Here is a 20641-nt window from a genome sequence, read left to right on the forward strand (position 1 = left end):
TGTGACGCACAGTAATGTGATGGACATGAACGAGACCCTCGACACGCATCTGCAGGAACTGCGCCGCGGCACCGTGGTGCTGGCGTGCCTGCAGCTGCTGCGCACGGCGGGGTACGGCTACGGGCTGCTCGAAGACCTCGAGCGCCGCGGCTTCGCCACCGATGCGAACACGCTGTACCCGCTGCTTCGGCGTCTCGAGAAGCAGGAGTACCTGACGAGCGAGTGGAACACCGACGAGGCGCGGCCCCGCAAGTTCTACCGCACATCGGAAGCCGGCATCCGGCTCGCCGACACCCTGACCGAAGAATGGCGATCGCTCACGACGGCGATCGCGACCCTCACAGCTGAGGAGAACTGACATGCCCTCGACAGCCACGCTCACCGAGCGATACATCAGCGCCACGATCCGCAGCCTCACACCCGAGGTGCAGGACGACGTCCGCGCCGAGCTCGAAGGATCCATCGCCGACGCGATCGACGCGAGACTCGAACAGGGGGACGACCCGGCCGAGGCCGAACGGGCGGTCCTCACAGAGCTGGGCGACCCCGGCGTCCTCGCCGCCGGCTACGCCGACCGGCCGCTGCACCTGATCGGACCCCGGTACTACCTCGTGTGGTGGCGGCTGCTCAAGCTGCTGCTCATCATCGTGCCGGTGTGCGCGATGGGCGGTGTCGCGATCGCGCAGGCGATCGAGCGCGCACCCATCGGAACGATGATCGGCGCCGCCGTCACGGTCGGCATCTCGGTCATCGTGCACGTCTGCTTCTGGGTGACCCTGGTCTTCTTCATCCTCGAGCGCACCGGAGCGGACACCGGGGTGAAGTGGGACGTCGACCAGCTGCCCGAGCCGACACAGAACGGAGCCGGCAGGGCGGATGCGATCGCGTCGCTCGTGTTCCTCGTGCTGGGGGTGGGCGCGGTTTTCTGGGACGCATTCATCGGCTTCTTCCCGACGGAAGGAGATCCGATCGCGATCCTGAACCCGGGTCTGTGGCCCTGGGGGATCACGTTCTTCCTCGGGCTCTTCGTCGCCGAGGCGCTGCTGACGGTGGTGGTCTACGCTCGCCGCCGCTGGACGATCGCCGCCGCTGTGGTCAACACCCTGCTCGCGGCGGTGTTCGCCGTCTGGTCGCTGACGCTGCTGGTGCAGGGCGAGCTGCTCAACCCCGAGTTCCTCCGCTTCGTCTTCACCGACAACGGCGTGACGGATGAGACGATGCGCATACTGACCGTGATCACCGGGTTCGCCCTCATCGCGTTCCCGATCTGGGACATCGTCGACGGCTGGATCAAGACCGCTCGCGCTCGCCGCGGCTGATCACCGCACGCAGACGGCGTCGCCTCTTCGGGGCGACGCCGTCTCCGTGTGCAACCCGGGCGGGAATAGGCTGGATGCTGTGACCAGCGCATTCGTCTCAGACCTGTTCGACCCGGACGAATGGGTGCTCGCGCCCGGTGCCGAGGACTACACCGACATCACCGCCCACGTGAGCACGGACGGCGGAGTCGAGCGCATCGCGTTCAACCGCCCCGAGGTTCGCAATGCCTTCCGCCCGCACACGGTCGACGAGCTCTACCGGGCACTCGACGACGCACGGCAGAACCCCCGCATCGGCGCGGTCCTCCTAACCGGCAACGGACCGAGTCCGAAGGACGGCGGGTGGGCGTTCTGCTCGGGCGGCGACCAGCGCATCCGCGGCCGCGACGGATACAAGTACTCCGATGACGAGACGACCGTGCACGATCCGGCTCGCGCCGGTCGCCTGCACATCCTCGAGGTCCAGCGTCTCATCCGTTTCATGCCGAAGGTCGTCATCGCCGTCGTGCCGGGCTGGGCGGCCGGCGGAGGGCACTCGCTGCACGTGGTGTGCGACCTCACGATCGCCTCCGCCGAGGAGGCGCGGTTCAAGCAGACCGACGCCGATGTCGGCAGCTTCGACGCGGGGTACGGATCTGCGTACATGGCGAGGCAGACCGGGCAGAAGTTCGCGCGCGAGGTGTTCTTCCTCGCCGAGGAGTACTCGGCGCAGCGGGCGTACGAGGCCGGGGCGGTCAACCGGGTCGTGCCCCATGCCGACCTCGAGCGCGAGGCGCTGAAGATGGCGCGCACCGTGCTCACCAAGTCGCCCACGGCGATCCGCATGCTGAAGTTCGCCTTCAACGCGGTGGACGACGGGCTCGTGGGGCAGCAGGTGTTCGCGGGCGAGGCCACGCGTCTCGCCTACGGCACCGATGAAGCGGTCGAGGGCCGCGACTCGTTCCTCGAGAAGCGGGACGCCGACTGGACCTCGTTCCCCTGGCACTACTGAGCGGATCGAGACGCACATGGTCGCGCTGACGCCGACGGATGCCGAGGATCCGGCCGAACTGCGGGCCGCTCTGGCGCGCGCGCTCGACGGCGGGCCGGCGCTCGGATTCGGGATGCTCGGAGACGCCCCGAAATGGGTGCCGGACGGCACGGCCGTCGTGATCGCCACCTCGGGCTCCAGCGGGGTCCCCAAGCGGGTCGCGTTGAGCGGCGAGGCGCTGCGGGCGAGTGCCGAGGCGACGGCGTCGAGAGTGGGCGGCGGGCGCTGGCTGCTCGCCCTGCCCGCCGGATACGTGGCCGGACTCCAGGTCATCGTGCGGTCTCTGATGGCAGGCACGCACCCTGTCGCGCTGAGCGGTCGGTTCTCGCCCGATTCGTTCGCCGACGCGACGCTGTCGATGCTCCGCCCGCTGCCGGGCGGTTCCGCCGGCATCCCCGAGCTGTACACCTCGCTCGTCCCCGCGCAGCTGTCGACACTTCTCGATGCGGCTGACGACCGACCTGTGCGTGCGGCCCTTCAGGCGTACCGGGCGATCCTCGTGGGTGGCCAGGCGCTGCCGGAACCGCTGCGCGACCGCGCCGCCGATCTCGGCATCCGACTCGTCCGCACCTACGGTTCCACCGAGACCAGCGGCGGGTGCGTCTACGACGGTGTCCCCCTCGACACGGTCGCTGTGCGCACCGTGGACGGAGAGCTGCGCATCGCCGGTCCGATGCTCGCAGACGGCTACCTCGGCGACGGGGAGCTGACGGCGAAGAACTTCTCGCGCGACGAACACGGCATCCGCTGGTACCACACCGGCGATCTCGGGCTCTTCGACGACGGCGTGGTGCGGGTGCACGGCCGCGCCGACAATGTGATCGTCTCGGGCGGAATCAACATCTCCCTCGACCGCGTCGAACGGCTGGTTCGCAGTGTCCCGGGACTCACCGGCGCGGTGGTCGTCGGCGTACCGGACGAGCGATGGGGTGAGGCCTCGGTCATCGTCGCACCCAGAGGCGAAGCTCTGCGACGAAGCGAGTCGGAGCAGCTCGCGCACGCACGAGACCTCGTCGCCGAAGAGCTGGGCAGGCACGCGAGGCCGGCGCGGCTGATCATGGTCGACGAACTCGCCGTGCTGGCCTCAGGCAAACCCGACCGCGAGTCGATCAGACGGGCCGTCGTCGAACTGCACTGACGGTCGATTCGCCGGAGTGGGAACTCTCCTGCCAGAGTGAGGCATGGCCACCTACACGCACGGACATCACGAGACCGTCCTCCGCTCTCACAGCAGCCGCACCATCGCGAACTCGGCGGAGTACCTGCGCCCCCACCTCACCGCGAACACCAGGCTTCTCGACGTCGGAGCGGGGCCCGGCAGCATCACGGTCGACTTCGCGGGTGTCGTCGCCCACGTGACGGCGACCGAGATCGATGAGAACGCGCTCTCACTCTCGCGCGATCTCGCGTCGAGCAGAGGGCTCACGAACCTCGACTTCGCGGTCGAAGACGTGCACGCGCTGAGCTTCGCCGACGACACCTTCGACGTCGTCCACGCGCACCAGGTGCTGCAGCACGTCGGCGATCCGGTGCAGGCGCTGCGTGAGATGCGCCGGGTCGCAGCGCCCGGCGGTGTCGTGGCGGCACGTGACGCCGACTATGCAGGCTTCATCTGGTTCCCCATTCTCCCTGAACTCGACCACTGGCTCGACCTCTACCGGCGAGCGGCGAGGGCCAACGGCGGCGAGCCCGATGCGGGGCGCCGCCTTCTCGCCTGGGCCCGCGCGGCCGGATTCGATGACGTCACCGCGACGACCTCCAACTGGACCTACGCGAATCCCGAGGATCGCGCCTGGTGGGGCGGCATGTGGGCCGATCGCATCCTCGAGTCCGCGCTCGCCCGGCAGCTGGTCGACGGCGAGATGGCGACGCGGCGCGACCTGCAGGAGATCAGCGACGCGTGGAAGCGCTGGGCCGACGACGGCGACGGCTGGTACCTCGTGCCGCACGGCGAGATCATCGCCCGCGCCTGACCGGACCGCGGATACATCTGCAGGCGGATGCGAGGCGGATGCCGTGCCGCGTAGCGTGGGGGAGTGATCCGCCCGCTCTCCCGTACGGCGCTCGTGCTCGACATCGTCGGGGCGACGCTGCTCTTCGTCATCCTCACGCCGTTCTCCGTCGTCTTCTACGGCCCGGGGGCGGTCGGCGAGGGGATCAGCGGTGCGGCGGTCGCGGCGATCGTCACCGCGGGCATCCTGATGTTCGGCGGAGTCGCGATCGGCAGGCTCGCCCCCGGACTCGCGCTCGCCGCGGCCTGGGCGGGCGCGATCGTGCAGATGCTGTCCGGATTCGGTCCGCTGCCGATCGATGTGGCGATCCTCCTGGTGCTCTACGCGACCGCCGCCTGGGGGTCCCGCGCGGTGCTGTGGTGGGGTTTCGGCTCGGCGCTGCTCGGTGCTCTGGTCTCGGCGGTCTACCTGGTCGTCGTCACGGGCGTCACCTCCGGCGCCAGCGGGTGGGATCAGCTGACGACCGGCACGCTGCTCCTGGTCGTCTCGGTGCTCGCGCTCGGATTCGCGTGGGTCTGCGGTCTGCTGTGGCGGGTGGTGCTGCGCGCGCGGAGCACCCGTTCGGCGCAGCTGAAGGCGGAGTCGCTCGCGGCGGAGGAGCAGGAGCGTGTGCGGATCGCCCGCGACATGCACGACATCGTCGCGCACTCGCTGGCCGTGGTGATCGCGCAGGCCGACGGCGCCAGGTATGCGGCCGCCGCGAAGCCCGAGATGGCCACCGAGGCCCTCGGGACCATCGCCCAGACCGCTCGCAGCGCCTTGAGCGACGTGCGTCTGCTGCTCACGCAGCTGCGCCACCGACAGGGGGACGGTCCCCAGCCGACGCTCGCAGACCTCGAGTCACTGTTCGCGCAGGTGCGTCAGGCGGGAGTCGAGCCCCGGATCACCGTCGATCCGATGCCGCCGGGGGAGCCGCCGGGAGCCATCCAGCTCGCGGTGTACCGGATCCTCCAGGAGGCGCTCACGAACGCCATCCGTCACGGCGACGGCGCGGTCGACGTGCACCTCGCGTGGCTTCCCGACCGTGTCGACATCCAGGTGCGCAACACCGTGGGACGGGATCAGCCGCAGATCGGCGGCGGTCACGGGGTGATCGGCATGCGTGAACGGGCGCAGCTCGTCGGCGGTAGCCTTCAGGCGGAGCGCCAGGGAGCGCAGTTCGTCGTCCGCGCCTCGCTCCCGATCGGAGAAGTCGCATGATCAGGGTCGTCCTCGTCGATGATCAGGCGCTGTTCCGCGCCGGAGTCCGCATGCTGCTCGCCTCGCAGCCCGACCTCGACGTCGTCGGAGAAGCGGGCGATGGCCGCGAAGCCGTCGCTCTCGTGCACGCGACTCGACCGGACGTGGTGCTGATGGACATCAGGATGCCGGTCATGGACGGGCTCGCTGCGACCGCCGAGATCCTCGCTCAGCCCGACCCGCCGCGCATCGTCATGCTGACGACCTTCGACCTCGACGAGGCCGCCGCTCGCGCGATCCGTCAGGGGGCGAGCGGATTCCTCCTGAAGGACGCCGACCCCGAGTTCCTCCTCGCCGCGATCCGCACCGTCCACGCGGGCTCGAGCGTCATCGCCGCGTCGGCGACCCGCGAGCTGTTCGAGCACTTCGCCGAGGAGCCGAAGCCGGTGCCCGTGCAGTTCTCCGCGCTGACCGAGCGTGAGCGCGAGATCTTCGCGCTCGCCGCCCGGGGGCTCTCGAACTCCGAGATCGCCGCTCGCGAATATCTCAGCGAGGCGACCGTCAAGACCCACATCAGCCGCATCCTGACGAAGCTCACCCTCCGCGACCGGGTGCAGCTGGTGGTCTTCGCGTTCGAGCACGGACTCGCCTGAGCCGATTCCTGTCCGCGGGATCATCCTTGCGATGTAGGCGGATGCGCCGTCAGGCCGACGCGGCGGAGCAGCCGGCGTCCGTAGCGTCGAAGGCATGGAGATCACGACCACCGACCTCGGGCTCGCAGCCCGCGTCCAGCACCTCAAGAAGACCTACGGCGCCGGCGAGGGCACCGTCCACGCGCTGGACGACGTCAGCGTCGGCATCCGCCGCGGACAGTTCACCGCCATCATGGGACCGTCCGGTTCGGGCAAGTCCACGCTCATGCACATCATGGCCGGCCTCGACACCCCGACGCAGGGGAGGAGCTGGATCGGCGACACCGAGATCACGGAGCTCGGAGACCTCGATCTCACGATCCTGCGCCGCCGCCGGGTCGGCTTCATCTTCCAGGCGTTCAACCTCGTGCCGACGCTCACCGCCCTCGGCAACATCATGCTGCCGTTCGAGCTCGACGGGCGGCGACCCAGCGCGATCGAGAAGGCGCGCATCGATGGACTGATCCAGACGCTCGGGCTCGGATCCCGTCTGCAGCACCGACCGCATCAGCTCTCGGGGGGCCAGCAGCAGCGCGTCGCCATCGCCCGTGCGCTCGCCACGGCGCCCGATCTCGTGTTCGCCGACGAGCCCACGGGCAATCTCGATTCCCGCACGGGGCGCGAGGTGCTGCAGCTGCTGGCCACCGCGAGCCGCGAGCACGGACAGTCCATCGCCATGGTCACCCACGACGCGATCGCGGCGAGCCACGCCGACCGGGTGCTGTTCCTCGGAGACGGCCGGATCGTCGCCGACCACCCGCGCCAGACCGCCGAGGAGATCTCGGCCTACATGCTCGCCGCCGAGGTCGCGGCATGAGCGCCGTCATCGAGTCTCCGACTCTCGCCGTCGTACCGCAGACGTCCGCGACCGGTCCGCGCCTCGCCTGGCTGCGCGACCGGGGCATGGGCGCCAGCATCCTGGTCGCAGCGCTCTCGGCCGCTTTCGGAGTGGTGCTGGTCGAGACCACGGCCTACCTCGGAGCCGTGCTGCAGGCCGACCCCTTCATCGGCGACAGCGAGACGCTCGCGTTCATCGTGGGACTGCTCTCGGTTCTGCTCACGGGCGTCGCGATGTACGTCGCCGCGATCGTCACCGCGAACACGTTCTCGACGATCATCGCCGGGCGCACTCGTCAGATCGCCCTGATGCGCCTCATCGGCGCGACCGCGAGGTCCCAGCGGGCCGTGGTCGGCCGGCAGGGCTTCGCGGTGGGGGTCATCGGCGCGGCACTCGGGCTTCTCGCCGGCCTCGTGATCGCCGCGGTCGGCGTGCAGATCGGTTCCGGACTGATCGAGAACGTGCCGCAGGGGTTCTCTCTCGCCCAGCCGTTCATCGCCTTGCCGGTCGTCGGCGTCGCGCTCACGACCTGGGCGGCGGCATGGGTGGGCTCCAGACGCGTCCTCGCCGTCACGCCGCTGCAGGCGATCGGCGGGTCGGTCGAGCGCACTCACGAAGAGCTGTCCCGCCCCGGGCGGCACATCGGCGCATGGATCCTGCTGGCTTCCGGCACCGTGCTGCTGGCGGCAGGGGTCGTCGTCGGCCTCGTGCACCCGCTCGGGGTGGTCGTCGCCTTCGTCGGCGGACTGCTCTCCTTCACCGGACTCGCGCTCGGATCGGTGCTGTTCATGCCTCCCGTGCTGCGTCTGGTCGGGCGGATGTTCGGATCGAGTGCCACGGCACGACTCGCGGCCGAGAACGCCCTCCGCTATCCCGAGCGCTCGTCGCGCATGGCGATCGGCGTCGTGATGGGGGTCACACTGGTCACGATGTTCGCGGTCGCGCTCGAATCGGTCAAGCAGATGCTGATCGGTCAGGTCGAGGGTGAGACGCCTGCGGAGTTCTTCACCCCGTTCGACGCCTTCGCATCGGTGATGATGGTGCTCGTGGCGGTGTCGGCGGTGATCGCCGCGGTCGGTCTCGTCAACCTTCTGACGATCGGCGTCGTGCAGCGTCGTCGCGAGCTCGGACTCCTCCGGTCCATCGGCCTGTCCAATGGGCAGGTGCGCCGCATGGTGCTGCTCGAGGCGGCGCACATCACGGTGGCCGCCACGCTGACCGGGTTGATCCTGGGCATCGCCTACGGATGGATCGCGGCGCAGTCGCTGCTCGGCTCCGTGCCGACCCTGCCCGACTTCGAGGCCGCCGGGCTCGTCGCACCGCACGTGCCCTGGCTGCCCGTGGTCATCATCGTCGCGGCGACCGCTGTGCTGACCCTGGTGGCTGCCGCGACGCCGACCCGCCTCGCCACCCGCGTGGCGCCCGTCGACGCACTGGCCGCCGACTGACGACGACGCCCGGGGATGCCCCGATGACCGAATCCGTCATCGGGGCATCGGCACCCGGGCGGTCGTTCTAGGCTGGACGGATGCCGTCTCCGTTCGACCAGTCCACGTATCAGGTGCGTCTCGAGTGGGGCGTCGACGGGCTCGATCGCCTCGCGCCCGCCGATGTCGTCGTCGTGGTCGACGTGCTCCGCTTCTCGTCGACGGTGGCAGACGCTGTCGCGTCGGGGTCCGCGGTCTCGCTCGACGACGCGCGTGAGTGGTCCCGCAATGGCGCCGCGGTCGCCGCCCGCGCCGGCGACGCGGTCGTGCTGATCGGAAGTCTCCGCAACGCGGCGGCAGTGGCACGAGCGATCGCGACGCTGCAGGAGCGCAACCAGTCACGCACTTCCGTGAGCGTGATCGCCGCGGGCGAAGCCGACGCCGCGGGCGCCGTGCGCTTCGCGGTCGAAGACCACCTGGGAGCCGGCGCGATCGTCGCCGCGCTCACCGAACTCGGCATCGACCACACGGCGCCCGATGCGGCCGTGGCCGCCGAGGGATTCCGCGCGCTGAAGAGGGCGCTGCGCCACATGGTCAGCGCGAGCGGTTCGGCGCGTGAGCTCGCGGACGGGGTCGCCGCGACCGAGCGGATGCGGGCATCCGGTGCTGCGCCGACGACGGTGTCGGACGCCGCCGAGCTCGACGCCCTGGATGTCGTCCCCGTGCTGCGTGATGGGCTCTTCGTCGCCTTCGACTGAGCGGTCTGCGGTCGTCCCCGGCGCGCAGGTCATCCCCGCTCGGGGGTGAGGCGCCTGTGGATCTCGTCCCTGCACGCGCTCGGCAACAGGCCGTGCATCCGGCACGGGTTTCGTGTTCCGCGACGTAGGGTCATGGCATGAGGTTCGTCCCCGCTTTCATCGTCGATGCCGTCCTGGTGCTCGTCTTCGCCGTGATCGGCCGTGCCTCGCACGGAGAAGATCCCGGCGGGTTCCTGTTCACCGCCTGGCCGTTCATCGTCGCCCTCCTGCTGGGTCACGTCGTGGCGGCGCTTCTGCCGGCGAGGCCGCGTCGACCGTGGTCGCTGGCCTGGGGTGCCGTCGTCTGGCTCGTCACCGTGGTCGGCGGGCTGCTGCTGCGCGTCGTGGCGGGGGACACCGCGCAGATCGCGTTCATCATCGTCACGACCCTCGTGCTCGGCGTCTTCCTCGTCGGGTGGCGAGCCCTGGCAGCGCTCCTGCGTCGGCGTGCGGGGCGTGCGAGCGATGCCGGTGCGGCGCGCGGGCGGCCTGAGGAGCGGGAGGATGACGACACTCCCGTCGACCGGGACGCACCCGCCGACGCGGCAGCCTCGGATCGAGCGCAGGAGGAACCCTCGCCCGAGGCCGATCCGGAATCAGGTCCTCACGCGCGCTGACCACACTCTGTGGGTTCGCGGCGCTCGGGGCGGGTCGACGTCGTGCGCGGATCAGCGCGACATCTGCGCCGCGAGCCTCGTGTCGGCCGTGATCTCGCGCCGAGTCCAGTCGAACAGGTAGCGCGCGTCGTACGAGCGGGAGCACCGCGCGCACGATGTGGCGCGTGACGGACGCCGGTGGCGGTAGGTCACGTGACCAGCGGGGCACTGGCCGACCCACGGCGCGAGTTCGACCGCCGTCTCGCCATGGTGGGTGGTTCCGCCGACGTAGCCCAGGTCTCGGGCCACGCGCTTCCAGGTCGGGCCGTGGGCCGCTTCATGACCCGCGAGGGCATGCGCCACCTCGTGCAGCAGCACCTGATGGATCTCGTCGTCCTCGAACCGCGCAGCCAGATACCGCGACACGGTGATGCGCTTCTTCGTGTAGTCGCACTGCCCCGCCCGACGCTTCGCGTGGTCGAAGCCGAATGACCAGCTGTCGTCGAGGTGCAGCGTGATCAGTGCCTCGCCCCAGACGCGCACCCGGTCAAGTTCCGCCATGCGATCAGGCTAAGCCATACCGCCGACATCGCCCCTCAGCGGGGCACCGGCGGGCGTGTGCTGCCGTCAGCCCGCGACGAGCTGCGTCGTGCGGCGCCGCTCGGCGGCTTCGATGGCGAGCAGCACCGTCTCGAGCTCTCGGTCCTCGGCCCCGGCCTCGCGGCGCAGGAAGAGGGACTGCTTGAAGCTCTCGCGAGCGGTCTCGTAGTCGCCGGCCTCGTAGGCGTTCCTGCCGTGATGGTGGTGCGCGAACGCGGCGATCGACAGCCAGCGCTGTCCCTCGGCTTCGGCGGCGCACGTCGCGAGCTCCTGCTCGGCGGCGGCGTGGGCGCCGCGGTGCTGCAGGATCGTGGCGTGCAGCACCCTCGAGCGCAGGACGTCCTTGCGTGTGCCCGCCATGCGCGACTGGCGCACGGCCTCATCGGCGAGGGGGAGCGCTTCGTCCAGACGGTCGAGGACCTTCAGCAGCCAGACCCGCTCCAGCAGTGCCGGAAGGCTCCGCTGGCTCTCGATCTCCTCCAGCCGTGCGGCGCATTCACCGAGGTCGACCAGCTCGCGAAGGCTCTCCGGGTCGTATCCCTGGATGAAACTCATTGCTCTCCTTCCGCAGCGTCCCCCGTCAAGTGTGCCTCGCGTCGGCGCAGTCGTCGGGGCGGCACGCCCCACGGCCCCGCATCCGATCTCGATCGAGGCCTCAGCGGAGGAACAGCGAGGCGTCCGGACGAGGGGAGGCGACGGCATCCGCATCGGTCACCACGCGCGCACCCTGCACGAAGGCGGTCACCTCGGCACCCTGCGCGATCTTGGCGGGATGTGGCCCCGCGGCGAGCATCCTGGGCAGCCATTCGGTGGGCAGGGGAGCCGCCGATGCGGCGATCACGAGGTTGCCGAACCTGCGCCCCTTCAGCACCTGGGTGTCGGCGAGGACGCCGATCTCGGGCAGAACCTCCGCGATCGTCGCGACCTGTCGCCGGGCGAACGCGAGGCCCGGCCCGTCGGCGACGTTCACGAGCAGCACGCCGGCGGGCGCGAGCAGTTCGGCGAGTTCGCGGTAGAACTCGATGCTGGTGAGGTGGGCCGGCGTCTGGGCTCCGGAGTAGACGTCGGACACCACCAGATCGCAGGTGCCGACGATCGCCGGGGGGAGGCGGCGGACGCCCTCGCGGGCATCTCCGATGCGGAGCCGGATGGCCGCGCCTCGCGGCAGGGGGAGGTGCTCGCGCACGAGGGTGGCCAGCGGTGCCTCGAGCTCGATCACCTGCTGCCGAGAACCGGGGCGGGTCGCTTCGATGTAGCGGGGGATCGTCAGTGCGCCCGCGCCGAGGTGCACCGCCGTCAGGGGACCGGCGGCGAGCTGGTCGATCACGGCGCCCATCCGCACGATGTACTCGAAGTGCAGGTGCGTGGGGTCATCCAGGTCGACGTGCGACTGCGGGGTGTCGTCGACGATGAGCTCGAATCCGCTGGTGAACTCCGACGGCACGATGCGGGCGATGCCTCCGTGGTCGAGACGGACCTGCGGGTGCTCGGTGTCCTTCGCTCGCGTCCTGCCCATGCTCCGAGACTACGCGCTCACTCCGCCTCGACATCGTGTGGTCGGCTCACGCGATGGGAGGATTGAGGGCTGCTGACTCGCCGCGAGTCTGCCGCGGAGGCTCGATGTTACGGCCGCATGACGTTTCCGAGAATAACTTGCAGGGAATTAGTTAGTGATGAATACTTTTTCCTACGTGGTAGGCACCCGATGCCGCCAGGACGTTCAAAGAGGAGATCCCTGATGCACAAGCGCATTCTTCCGGTCGTGGCGCTGGGCGCCGTGGCCACCCTGGGCCTGGCGGCCTGTGCCGGCGGCGGAGCCGACACCGGCGGAGCCGTCGACGGAGAGGGCCAGGAGCTCACCGTCTGGATCATGAAGGGCACGAACCCGGACGCGAGCGCGTTCTACGACGAGGTCTCGAGCGCCTTCGAAGACGAGACCGGCGCCACGGTCAAGATCGAGGAGATCCAGTGGGCGGACGCTCACGATCGCTTCGTCACGTCGATCGCCGGCGGCACCACGCCCGACATCGCCGAGACCGGAACCACCTGGACCGCGGAGTTCGCTGACGCCGGTGCCCTCGAGCCGCTCGACGAGTACGTCGACGCCGAAGACGGCCTGCGTGACGACCTCGTCGAGGGCCTCGCGGTCGCCGGCACCTACGAAGACGAGCTCTACGGCATGCCCTGGTACGCCGGAGTCCGCTCCATCGTCTACCGCACCGACGTGTTCGAGGAGCTCGGTCTCGAGGCCCCGAAGACGTGGGACGACATCGTCACCGCTGGCGAGGCCATCAAGGCCGCCAAGCCCGACATGCTGCCGTTCCCCGTCGCGGGTGACGCGGAGTTCCAGGTGTACCCCTGGGTCTGGGGCGCCGGCGGCGAGGTCGCGACCCTCGACGGCAAGACCTGGACGAGCGAACTCGACAGCAAGGAGTCGCAGGCCGGCATCGAGTTCTACACCGGACTCGCGACCGAGCACGGCTTCTCCTCCGCCGGGGCCACGACCTGGAAGGAGACGGACCTCCGTGACTCGTTCACGCAGGGCAACGTCGCCATGATGCTCTCGGGCTCCTGGACCCCGAAGGCTCTGATCGAGGCCAACCCCGAGCTCGAGGGCAAGATCGGCGCCGCCGTGATCCCCGGCGAGGACGGCGGCATCGCTCCGTCCGTGCTCGGCGGCTCGCACCTGTCGGTCTTCAACACGACCGAGAACGCCGACCTCGCATGGGAGTTCGTCAAGCTGATGACCACGGGCGAGTTCGCCGAGAAGTGGGCTGACGAGACCGGATATTTCCCGGGAGTGCAGTCCGCGATGGAGGAGGCCCTGGCCTCGACCGACCCGCTCGTCGCTCCGTTCGCGCAGCAGATGGTCGAGGGCGGCGCATCCGTGCCGGTCACCCCGAACTTCGGTGCCGTTCAGGCGAAGAAGACCACCAACTCGATGATCCAGGCGATCCTCAGCGGGCAGAAGGACGTCGCCACGGCGACGAAGGACGCCGCCGCTGAGATGACCGATCTGCTCAACCAGTAAGGCTGTATCCCTTCATGTCGATGGTGCAAGCGCCACTGCCGGTCACGAAGGCGGAGTCCACCTCCGCCTCCGTGGCCGGCGGCCGGCCGCCCAAGCGGGGTTTCTCGCTGATCACGGCCCGCCCCTGGCTTCTTCTCGCCCCCGGGCTGGTCATCCTCGCGGTGCTCATGCTCTGGCCGCTCATCCAGGTCGTCATCTTCTCGCTGCAGGACTACGGTCTTCGCGAGATCAACACCGGCGAGAACAACTGGATCGGCGTCGACAATTACGTCGAGGCGCTCACCAACCCGACACTGTGGACCGTCGTCCTGCCGAACACCGTCGGCTTCGCCGCCGTCGCCGTGTTCGTCACGGTCGCGGTCGGCACGCTCGTGGCGCTGCTGCTCGCGAAGCTGGGCACGGTGTGGCGCACCATCGTCTCGAGCTGCATCATGGTGGCGTGGGCGATGCCCGCCGTCACCGGAACCTACGTCTGGACGTTCATCTTCGATGCCGACCGCGGCATCTTCAACACCGTCCTGCAGGATCTCGGCCTGATGGACGACCCGGTGAACTGGTTCACCAATCAGTGGTCGTTCTACGCGATCGTGCTGCTGAACGTCGTGCACCACGGCTTCCCGTTCGTCGCCATCACGGTGCTCGCGGGCCTGCTCGGCGTCTCGAAGGAGATGCTCGAGGCGGCCGCGCTCGACGGCGCGAACGCGTGGATGCGGTTCTGGAAGATCATCTTCCCCACTCTCAAGCCCGTCTTCTCGGTCGTGATCATCCTGTCGACGATCTGGGACTTCAAGGTCTTCGCGCAGGTCTACCTGATGCCCGGTGGAGGCGGCGGCAACCGGTCGGTGCTGAACCTCGGCGTCTGGTCGTACGTCGAATCCTTCGGCCAGAACCGCTACGGCTTCGGTGCCGCGCTCGCCGTGCTGCTCACCCTCGTGCTGATCGGCATCACGATCGTGTACATCCGCTCCCTCATGAAGGAGGACGAGCTGTGAACCCCCGCCCGTCTGTCATGTCGCGCGTCGGCACCGGCATCGCGATCGCCGCCGTCCTGATCTTCACGCTGTTCCCCGTCTACTGGATGGTCTCCAGTGCGCTCGACGCCAAGGCGTCCAGCGGAGGGCAGTCGCTGCTGCCTCAGGAGTTCACGTTCGACAACTTCGCCTTCGTCCTCACCGACGGCGGTTTCGGCACCTACCTCCGCAACTCCGCGATCGTGGCTCTCGTCACCGTCCTGGTCAGCGCCCTCGTGTGTCTGCTCGCGGCTGTCGCAGTCGCCCGGTTCCGCTTCAAGTTCCGCACGACCATCCTGATGATGATCCTCGTCGTGCAGATGGTTCCGCTCGAGGCCCTCGTCATCCCGCTCTTCCTGCAGGTCAAGAGCCTCGGGCTGCTCAACAGCATCCTCGGCCTGATGGTCGTGTACGTCGCGCTCTCGCTGGCGTTCGGGATCTGGATGCTGCGCGGATTCGTCGCCGCCGTGCCCGTCGAGCTCGAGGAGGCCGCGTACATCGACGGCGCCAGCTGGTGGCGGATGTTCCGCTCGATCCTGCTGCCGCTGGTGATGCCCGGTCTCGTCGCGACCAGCATCTTCAGCTTCATCACGGCCTGGAACGAATTCATCTTCGCCATGACGATCCTCGGCAGCGCGACCGACCAGTACACGGTCTCGATCGGACTGAAGTCGTTCTTCGGCCTGCACTCCAACGACTGGGGCAGCATCATGGCCGCGTCGACGATCATCACGATCCCGGTGATGGTGTTCTTCGTGATCGTGCAGCGTCGTCTCTCGGCCGGCATGGTCGCGGGAGCGGTGAAGGGATGACCGACGACCTCGTCCGCCTCGCCAACGGGGTGCTCTGGCCGGGGTTCCTCGGCACGGAGGCCCCCGAATGGCTTCTCGACGAGCTGCGCGACGGCCTCGCGGGTGTCATGTACTTCAGTCAGAACGTCGGCGAGGGACTTCCGGCTCTGAGCGACGAGATCCTCCGGGCCAATCCGGACGCGCTGATCGGGATCGACGAGGAGGGCGGCAACGTCACACGCCTCGAGTCCGCAGCCGGCTCCACGCTTCCGGGGGCGGCTCAGCTGGGCATCGTCGACGACGTCGAGGCGACACGGGCATCGGGTGCCGAGCTGGCTCGACGAGTGGCCGCGATCGGCGGCAACGTCGTGCTCGGTCCCGTCGCGGATGTGAACACCGATCCGCGGAATCCTGTGATCGGCGTCCGTTCCTTCGGCAGCGACCAGAAGCTCGTCGCCCGACACGTGCAGGCGGCGGTGGAGGGACTGCAGAGCACGGCGGTCGCGGCGTGCGTCAAGCACTTCCCGGGGCACGGTGACACGCACACCGACTCGCACCACGCACTGCCCGAGATCTCGCTGGGGATCGAGGAGCTCGAGCGCGTGCACCTCGAGCCGTTCCGCGCGGCGGTGGCCGCAGGTGTCGACGCCGTCATGACCGCGCACATCGTCGTTCCCGCCTGGGGCGCCGAGCCGGCGACGCTGAACCCCCGAGTGCTCGGGCTGCTCCGTGGCTGGGGCTTCGACGGCGTGATCATCACGGATGCCCTCGACATGGCGGCCATCCGCGAGACCGTCGGCATCGGCGAAGGCGCCGCGCGTGCCCTCGCGGCCGGAGCGGATCTGCTGTGCATCGGCAACCCGACGAACCGCGGTGAGGCCACGCTCCCCGACCAGGACCGTCGAGACTTCCTCGCCGCGCGCGACGGGATCCTCGCGGCGGTGGACGACGGCTCACTCTCTCGCGAGCGACTCGCCGAAGCGGCCGGGAGGGTCTCCCGCCTGGCTCAGACGCTGAGCGTCCGTGCCGAGACTGCGACTCCCGTCGACTACGACGGATCGGACATCGTCCGACGCGCGATCACAGGAGTGACGCGCGATGCCGAGGCGCTCGCCGTCGTCGACGCTCGCCGACGTTCGACGCTCGCGGTCGACAGCGCGTCGGCGTACGTGGCTGAGACTCTGGCGGCAGACGGTCATCGCGTGCGCGTCGACGTCGCACGGACGACGATCGACGAGCAGGATGGGGCTCTCGACGCGGCTGTCGCGGCAGACGGACTGACGGTCGTCCTCGTGGATCGTCCAGACACCGACGACGGGCAGCGTGCGCTCGTCGAGCGCGCCGCTCTGCGTGATCCCGACGCGGTCGTGGTCAACGTCGGACTCGCGGCACGGCGGCCTCTGCCCCTCGCGCTCGTGGAGGTCGGATCCGCGAGCCGGATCGGAGCCCAGGCCGCCAGAGATCGACTGATCGGGGGCTCGTCGCGCCGCGCCGATCCGTCGCCCGACAGCGCAGGTGCCGCCGACTGAGGCAGGATGACACCGTGGACGCCGATGTTCTCGCGCTGGTGCGCCGATCCGTTCCCCGACTGAGTGCTGCAGAAGCACGGGTCGCGGAGACGATCCTCGGAGACCCCACGCTCGTCGTCGACCTCGCCATCAACGACCTCGCCCAGCTCTGTCACACATCGCTGTCGACCGTGGCTCGCTTCGCGCAGTCGCTCGGCTTCAGCGGATACCGGGAGCTGCGGGTCGCGGTCGCCCGCACGATCACGCTCGCCCAGGCGCAGCAGGCGCGCTTCGGCCTCGACACCACGGCGATCGATCCCGATGACGAGCCGTCCGCCATCGCCGCGAAGCTCGCGGCACAGGAGATCGACGCGATCGAGAAGACGGCGCTCGGACTGGACGCCGACGCGCTCGACCGCGTCGCCAGGGCCGTCGTGGCGGCGCGACACGTCGATCTGTTCGGGCAGGCCGCATCGTCGTTGACCGCTCAGGACCTTCAGCAGAAGCTCGCGCGCATCGGGTGCTCGGTCGCGCACTCCGCCGATCCGCACCTCGCCCTCACGACGGCGTCGCTGCGGACCCCGGAGGACGTCGTCATCGCGTTCTCCCACGGGGGCGAGACGCAGGAGGTCGTCCGGGCTGTCGAGATCGCCAGAGATGCGGGCGCCTTGTCGGTGGCCATCACCAGCGCGCCCGACTCGACGCTCGCGCTCGCCGCAGACGTCTCGCTGATCACCTACGCGCAGGAGTCGCCGTTCCGCATGGCCGCGATGTCGAGCCGCATCGCGCAGCTGGCGCTGGTCGACATCCTCTTCGTCCGGGTCGTCCAGCACCGGGGCGAACCCGTGGTCATCCCGCTGCAGCTGACGCACGACGCTGCGGCGCCGCGTCGACGTCGCTAGAGGCAGGCGATGAGATACCCGTCGACCGTCACCGGTGCCCGTGTCGACCGGCAGGAACAGCGCCGCTGATCAGTCGATGTGGTCTCGGGTGCTGACCAGTGCCCTGGTCGCGATCCGGTGCGCGCGAGCGAGGCTGCCGGTGAGCGAGAGTCCCGACAGGACGCCGGCCAGGAATCCGGCGGCGAACGCGTCTCCGGCGCCGATGGACTCCACGACGGGGACATCGAGCGACCTGCTGTCGGTGCGCTCGGCGCCGTCGAAGGCCACAGCGCCGTCTGGACTCGTGGCCAGCAGGTACCTCGGTTCGGGGAACAGCTCGCGCAGTCGATCGGGCTCGCCGGTGCCGAAGACCGCCTCGGCGTCGGGGCGTGTGCAGAACGCGATGTCGGCGCGGCGGACGTAGTCCGCGATCACCGCGCGCCCCTCCTCCTGTCGCCCGCGCCACAGCGCAGGTCGCCAGTTCACGTCGAAGCTGAGCAGCCGCCCGTCGCGCGGCGCATCGAAGAGGGCGTTCTGCGCTGCGTGGGCGGTGTCCGAGAGAGCAGGCGTGATCCCCGAGGTGTGCACGAGGGCGGCCTGTGACAGCAGCGCGGATGCCGCGTCGGAGTCGAGCGTCGCCGGCGACAGGGCCGCGGCCGCGGAGCCCGAGCGGTAGTAGTGCATGGTCCCGTCGACGGAGCCGTCCGGACGCGGTGACAGCTCCTTGACGTAGAGGCCGGTGGGCGCCTCGGCGTCGATCTCCACGGCGGAGTCGTCGACCTCGTGCCGGCGCAGCTCGGCGGTGAGGAAGCGCCCGAACCCGTCGTCGCCCACACGGGAGACGACGGCGGTGCGGATGCCGGCCGAGGCCAGTGCGATCGCCGTGTTCCACTCCGCTCCGGCGAGCGAGCGGTGGAACGTCCGCACGTCCTCGAGGGGCGCGGCGATGGCCGGGACGAAGGAGACGAGGCCCTCGCCGACGCAGACGGCGAGGGGAGACGTGTCGGGCACGCTCTGGAGATTACCGGATCGGCCACACCCCCGGACATCCGTAACAGGAATGAAACCTGCAGGTGTTTGGCATCGGTCTGCGCACTGGGTAGTTTCAAGGAATCACCGTTTCCGAAGTCGACGATGTCTTCGGAACGCGCACAGCAGCGCTCGACAGGAAGGTCACACAATGCACCACTCAGTCATGCGTCGGCGAGGTCTCATCGCCGTCACCGGAGCGGCAGTCGCCGCGATGGTCCTCTCAGGATGCGTCGCCAGCGAGCGCGGCGACGACGGCGGAGAGGCGTCCGGCGATGTCGACGGAACCTTCGTGTTCGCGGCGTCCTCCGACCCCGCGAGCCTCGACCCGGCCTTCGCCCAGGACGGCGAGAGCTTCCGCGTCTCGCGTCAGATCTTCGAGGGCCTCGTCGGCACCGAGCCCGGCACGGCCGACCCGGCACCGCTGCTGGCCGAGTCATGGGAATCGTCCGAAGACGGCATGAGCCACACCTTCACGCTGAAGGAGGACGTGACCTTCCACGACGGCACGCCGTTCAACGCCGAAGCCGTATGCGCGAACTTCGACCGCTGGTTCAACTGGACCGGCCTCGCGGCCTCCGAGGCGTTCGGCTACTACTACAACAAGCTCTTCAAGGGCTACGCGGAGAACCCGGCTGACGCCGTCTACAAGTCCTGCACCCCCGACGGCGACTACTCCGTGACGATCGACCTGAACAAGCCGTTCGCAGGGTTCGTGGCGTCGCTGTCGCTGCCGTCCTTCTCCATGCAGAGCCCTTCGGCCCTGCAGGAGTTCGGTGCTGACGAGGTCAGCGGCTCGGCCGAGGCACCCGTCCTCTCGGAGTACGCGATGGGGCACCCGGTCGGTACCGGCCCGTACCAGTTCGACGAGTGGGCGCCGGGCGAGCAGGTCTCACTCAAGGCGTACGACGACTACTGGGGCGAGGCGGGTCAGATCGACGAGATCATCTTCCGCACGATCGACGACCCGACCGCGCGTCGTCAGGCTCTCGAGTCCGGCTCCATCGACGGCTACGACCTCGTCGGTCCGGCCGACACGCAGGCACTCGAGGACGACGGCTTCACCATGGTCTCCCGTCCTCCGTTCACGATCCTGTACCTCGCGTTCAACCAGGCGCTCCCTGAGCTGCAGGACCCGAAGGTCCGCGAGGCGCTCTCGTACGCGGTCGACAAGGATGCATTGATCAGCCAGGTCCTGCCCGAGGGCACCGAGAAGGCGATCGAGTTCGTGCCCGACACCGTCAACGGCTACAACCCCGATGTCACGACCTACGACTACGACCCCGAGAAGGCCAAGGAGCTGCTGGCAGAGGCCGGCTACGACGAGGCCAACCCGCTGAAGCTGACCTTCAACTACCCGGTCAACGTCTCGCGTCCCTACATGCCGGACCCCGAGCAGATCTTCACGGTCCTCTCGTCGCAGCTCGCCGAGGTCGGCGTCGAGACCACCCCGGTCTCGGAGGAGTGGGTCGAGTACCTCGACCGCACCACCGGCACGTCGGACCACGGCATCCACCTGCTCGGCTGGACCGGTGACTACAACGACACGGACAACTTCGTCGGCGTCTTCTTCGGGCAGCAGAGCTCCGAGTGGGGCTTCGACAACCCGGAGCTGTTCCAGAAGCTCAACGAGGCTCGCGGCGTCTCCAACCTCGAGGACCAGACGGCCCTCTACGAGGAGATCAACGAGATGGTCGCGCAGTTCATCCCCGGTGTCCCGCTCGCGCACCCGGCGCCCACACTGGCGTTCGACCCGCGTGTCGAGAGCTACCCCGCCAGCCCGGTGAACGACGAGGTCTTCACGGACATCGTCCTCACCGAGTAGGTCTGACCGACTGAGTTGCCCACCCGGGTCCCCGCGCTCGCCGCGGGGACCCGGGCCCGGCGTACCTTCTGATCAA

The 20641-nt window shown here is 69.2% G+C and carries 21 protein-coding genes; 17 read left to right on the top strand and 4 right to left on the bottom strand.

The window, feature by feature from the left end:
* Positions 1-25 precede the first annotated feature (25 nt).
* The 11 genes from BMW26_RS03710 (at position 26) to BMW26_RS03760 (ending at position 9911) form a co-directional block, all read left to right on the top strand.
* Positions 26-358 (top strand): PadR family transcriptional regulator, encoded by a 333-nt coding sequence (locus BMW26_RS03710; RefSeq protein ID WP_082586537.1) that lies wholly within the window; start codon positions 26-28, stop codon positions 356-358.
* 1 nt (position 359) lies between these two features.
* Positions 360-1319, top strand: coding sequence for a permease prefix domain 1-containing protein (locus BMW26_RS03715; protein ID WP_072590811.1), 960 nt, complete (start codon positions 360-362; stop codon positions 1317-1319).
* A 79-nt stretch (positions 1320-1398) separates the two neighbouring features.
* Complete coding sequence (locus tag BMW26_RS03720) at positions 1399-2310, top strand: 1,4-dihydroxy-2-naphthoyl-CoA synthase (protein WP_072590812.1); 912 nt, start codon at positions 1399-1401, stop codon at positions 2308-2310.
* Between the two features lie 16 nt (positions 2311-2326).
* A complete protein-coding gene (locus BMW26_RS03725) occupies positions 2327-3487 on the top strand; it encodes an AMP-binding protein (RefSeq protein ID WP_072590813.1) in 1161 nt (386 codons plus the stop codon).
* 43 nt (positions 3488-3530) lie between these two features.
* A complete protein-coding gene (locus BMW26_RS03730) occupies positions 3531-4322 on the top strand; it encodes a class I SAM-dependent methyltransferase (protein ID WP_072590814.1) in 792 nt (263 codons plus the stop codon).
* Positions 4323-4385: 63 nt separating this feature from the next.
* Complete coding sequence (locus BMW26_RS03735) at positions 4386-5561, top strand: ATP-binding protein (RefSeq protein ID WP_072590815.1); 1176 nt, start codon at positions 4386-4388, stop codon at positions 5559-5561.
* Entirely contained in the window at positions 5558-6193 is a 636-nt protein-coding gene (locus BMW26_RS03740) for a response regulator (RefSeq protein ID WP_053098884.1), read from the top strand. Before BMW26_RS03735 ends, BMW26_RS03740 begins: the two co-directional genes overlap by 4 nt.
* A 94-nt stretch (positions 6194-6287) precedes the next feature.
* Positions 6288-7049, top strand: a complete 762-nt coding sequence (locus BMW26_RS03745) for an ABC transporter ATP-binding protein (protein WP_053098885.1) — start codon at positions 6288-6290, stop codon at positions 7047-7049.
* The gene (locus BMW26_RS03750; protein WP_072590816.1) at positions 7046-8518 is read left to right on the top strand and encodes an ABC transporter permease; all 1473 of its coding nucleotides are present in this window, start codon (positions 7046-7048) and stop codon (positions 8516-8518) included. The genes BMW26_RS03745 and BMW26_RS03750 overlap by 4 nt, the downstream gene beginning before the upstream one ends.
* Before the next feature lie 80 nt (positions 8519-8598).
* Positions 8599-9255, top strand: coding sequence for a 2-phosphosulfolactate phosphatase (locus tag BMW26_RS03755; RefSeq protein ID WP_072590817.1), 657 nt, complete (start codon positions 8599-8601; stop codon positions 9253-9255).
* A gap of 137 nt (positions 9256-9392) precedes the next feature.
* Positions 9393-9911 carry a DUF3054 domain-containing protein gene (locus tag BMW26_RS03760; RefSeq protein WP_157557400.1) on the top strand — a complete coding sequence of 173 codons (519 nt, stop codon included), beginning with the start codon at positions 9393-9395 and terminating at the stop codon, positions 9909-9911.
* A gap of 51 nt (positions 9912-9962) precedes the next feature.
* Here the strand turns inward: BMW26_RS03760 and BMW26_RS03765 are convergent, their stop codons facing one another.
* From BMW26_RS03765 to BMW26_RS03775, 3 genes are all read right to left on the bottom strand, one after another.
* Positions 9963-10451, bottom strand: a complete 489-nt coding sequence (locus tag BMW26_RS03765; protein WP_053098888.1) for a SprT-like domain-containing protein — start codon at positions 10449-10451, stop codon at positions 9963-9965.
* Positions 10452-10517: 66 nt separating this feature from the next.
* Positions 10518-11045: a hypothetical protein gene (locus BMW26_RS03770; protein WP_056277172.1), complete on the bottom strand. Its 528-nt coding sequence runs from the start codon at positions 11043-11045 to the stop codon at positions 10518-10520.
* Positions 11046-11145: 100 nt separating this feature from the next.
* Positions 11146-12006, bottom strand: a complete 861-nt coding sequence (locus BMW26_RS03775; protein ID WP_053098890.1) for a spermidine synthase — start codon at positions 12004-12006, stop codon at positions 11146-11148.
* 222 nt (positions 12007-12228) lie between these two features.
* On the opposite strand from BMW26_RS03775, the gene BMW26_RS03780 reads away from it, so the two are divergent.
* Genes BMW26_RS03780 through BMW26_RS03800 form a run of 5 tightly spaced genes read left to right on the top strand, consistent with a single transcriptional unit; the run spans position 12229 to position 17732 of the window.
* Positions 12229-13521 (top strand): sugar ABC transporter substrate-binding protein, encoded by a 1293-nt coding sequence (locus BMW26_RS03780; RefSeq protein ID WP_053098891.1) that lies wholly within the window; start codon positions 12229-12231, stop codon positions 13519-13521.
* 14 nt (positions 13522-13535) lie between these two features.
* Positions 13536-14513, top strand: a complete 978-nt coding sequence (locus BMW26_RS03785; protein ID WP_053098892.1) for a carbohydrate ABC transporter permease — start codon at positions 13536-13538, stop codon at positions 14511-14513.
* Positions 14510-15343, top strand: a complete 834-nt coding sequence (locus BMW26_RS03790) for a carbohydrate ABC transporter permease (RefSeq protein ID WP_053098893.1) — start codon at positions 14510-14512, stop codon at positions 15341-15343. Before BMW26_RS03785 ends, BMW26_RS03790 begins: the two co-directional genes overlap by 4 nt.
* A complete protein-coding gene (locus BMW26_RS03795) occupies positions 15340-16851 on the top strand; it encodes a glycoside hydrolase family 3 N-terminal domain-containing protein (protein ID WP_072590818.1) in 1512 nt (503 codons plus the stop codon). Before BMW26_RS03790 ends, BMW26_RS03795 begins: the two co-directional genes overlap by 4 nt.
* 14 nt (positions 16852-16865) lie before the next feature.
* The gene (locus tag BMW26_RS03800) at positions 16866-17732 is read left to right on the top strand and encodes a MurR/RpiR family transcriptional regulator (protein WP_056277179.1); all 867 of its coding nucleotides are present in this window, start codon (positions 16866-16868) and stop codon (positions 17730-17732) included.
* A 69-nt stretch (positions 17733-17801) separates the two neighbouring features.
* On the opposite strand, the gene BMW26_RS03805 is transcribed toward BMW26_RS03800, so the two are convergent.
* Entirely contained in the window at positions 17802-18722 is a 921-nt protein-coding gene (locus tag BMW26_RS03805) for a sugar kinase (protein WP_053098896.1), read from the bottom strand.
* Between the two features lie 169 nt (positions 18723-18891).
* Between BMW26_RS03805 and BMW26_RS03810 the strand changes: the two genes are divergently transcribed.
* On the top strand, positions 18892-20565 hold the full coding sequence (locus tag BMW26_RS03810) for an ABC transporter substrate-binding protein (RefSeq protein ID WP_053098897.1): 1674 nt from the start codon (positions 18892-18894) through the stop codon (positions 20563-20565).
* The last annotated feature ends 76 nt before the right edge of the window (positions 20566-20641 follow it).

Origin of the sequence: Microbacterium sp. 1.5R, from assembly GCF_001889265.1 — a bacterium.
GTDB lineage: Bacteria > Actinomycetota > Actinomycetes > Actinomycetales > Microbacteriaceae > Microbacterium.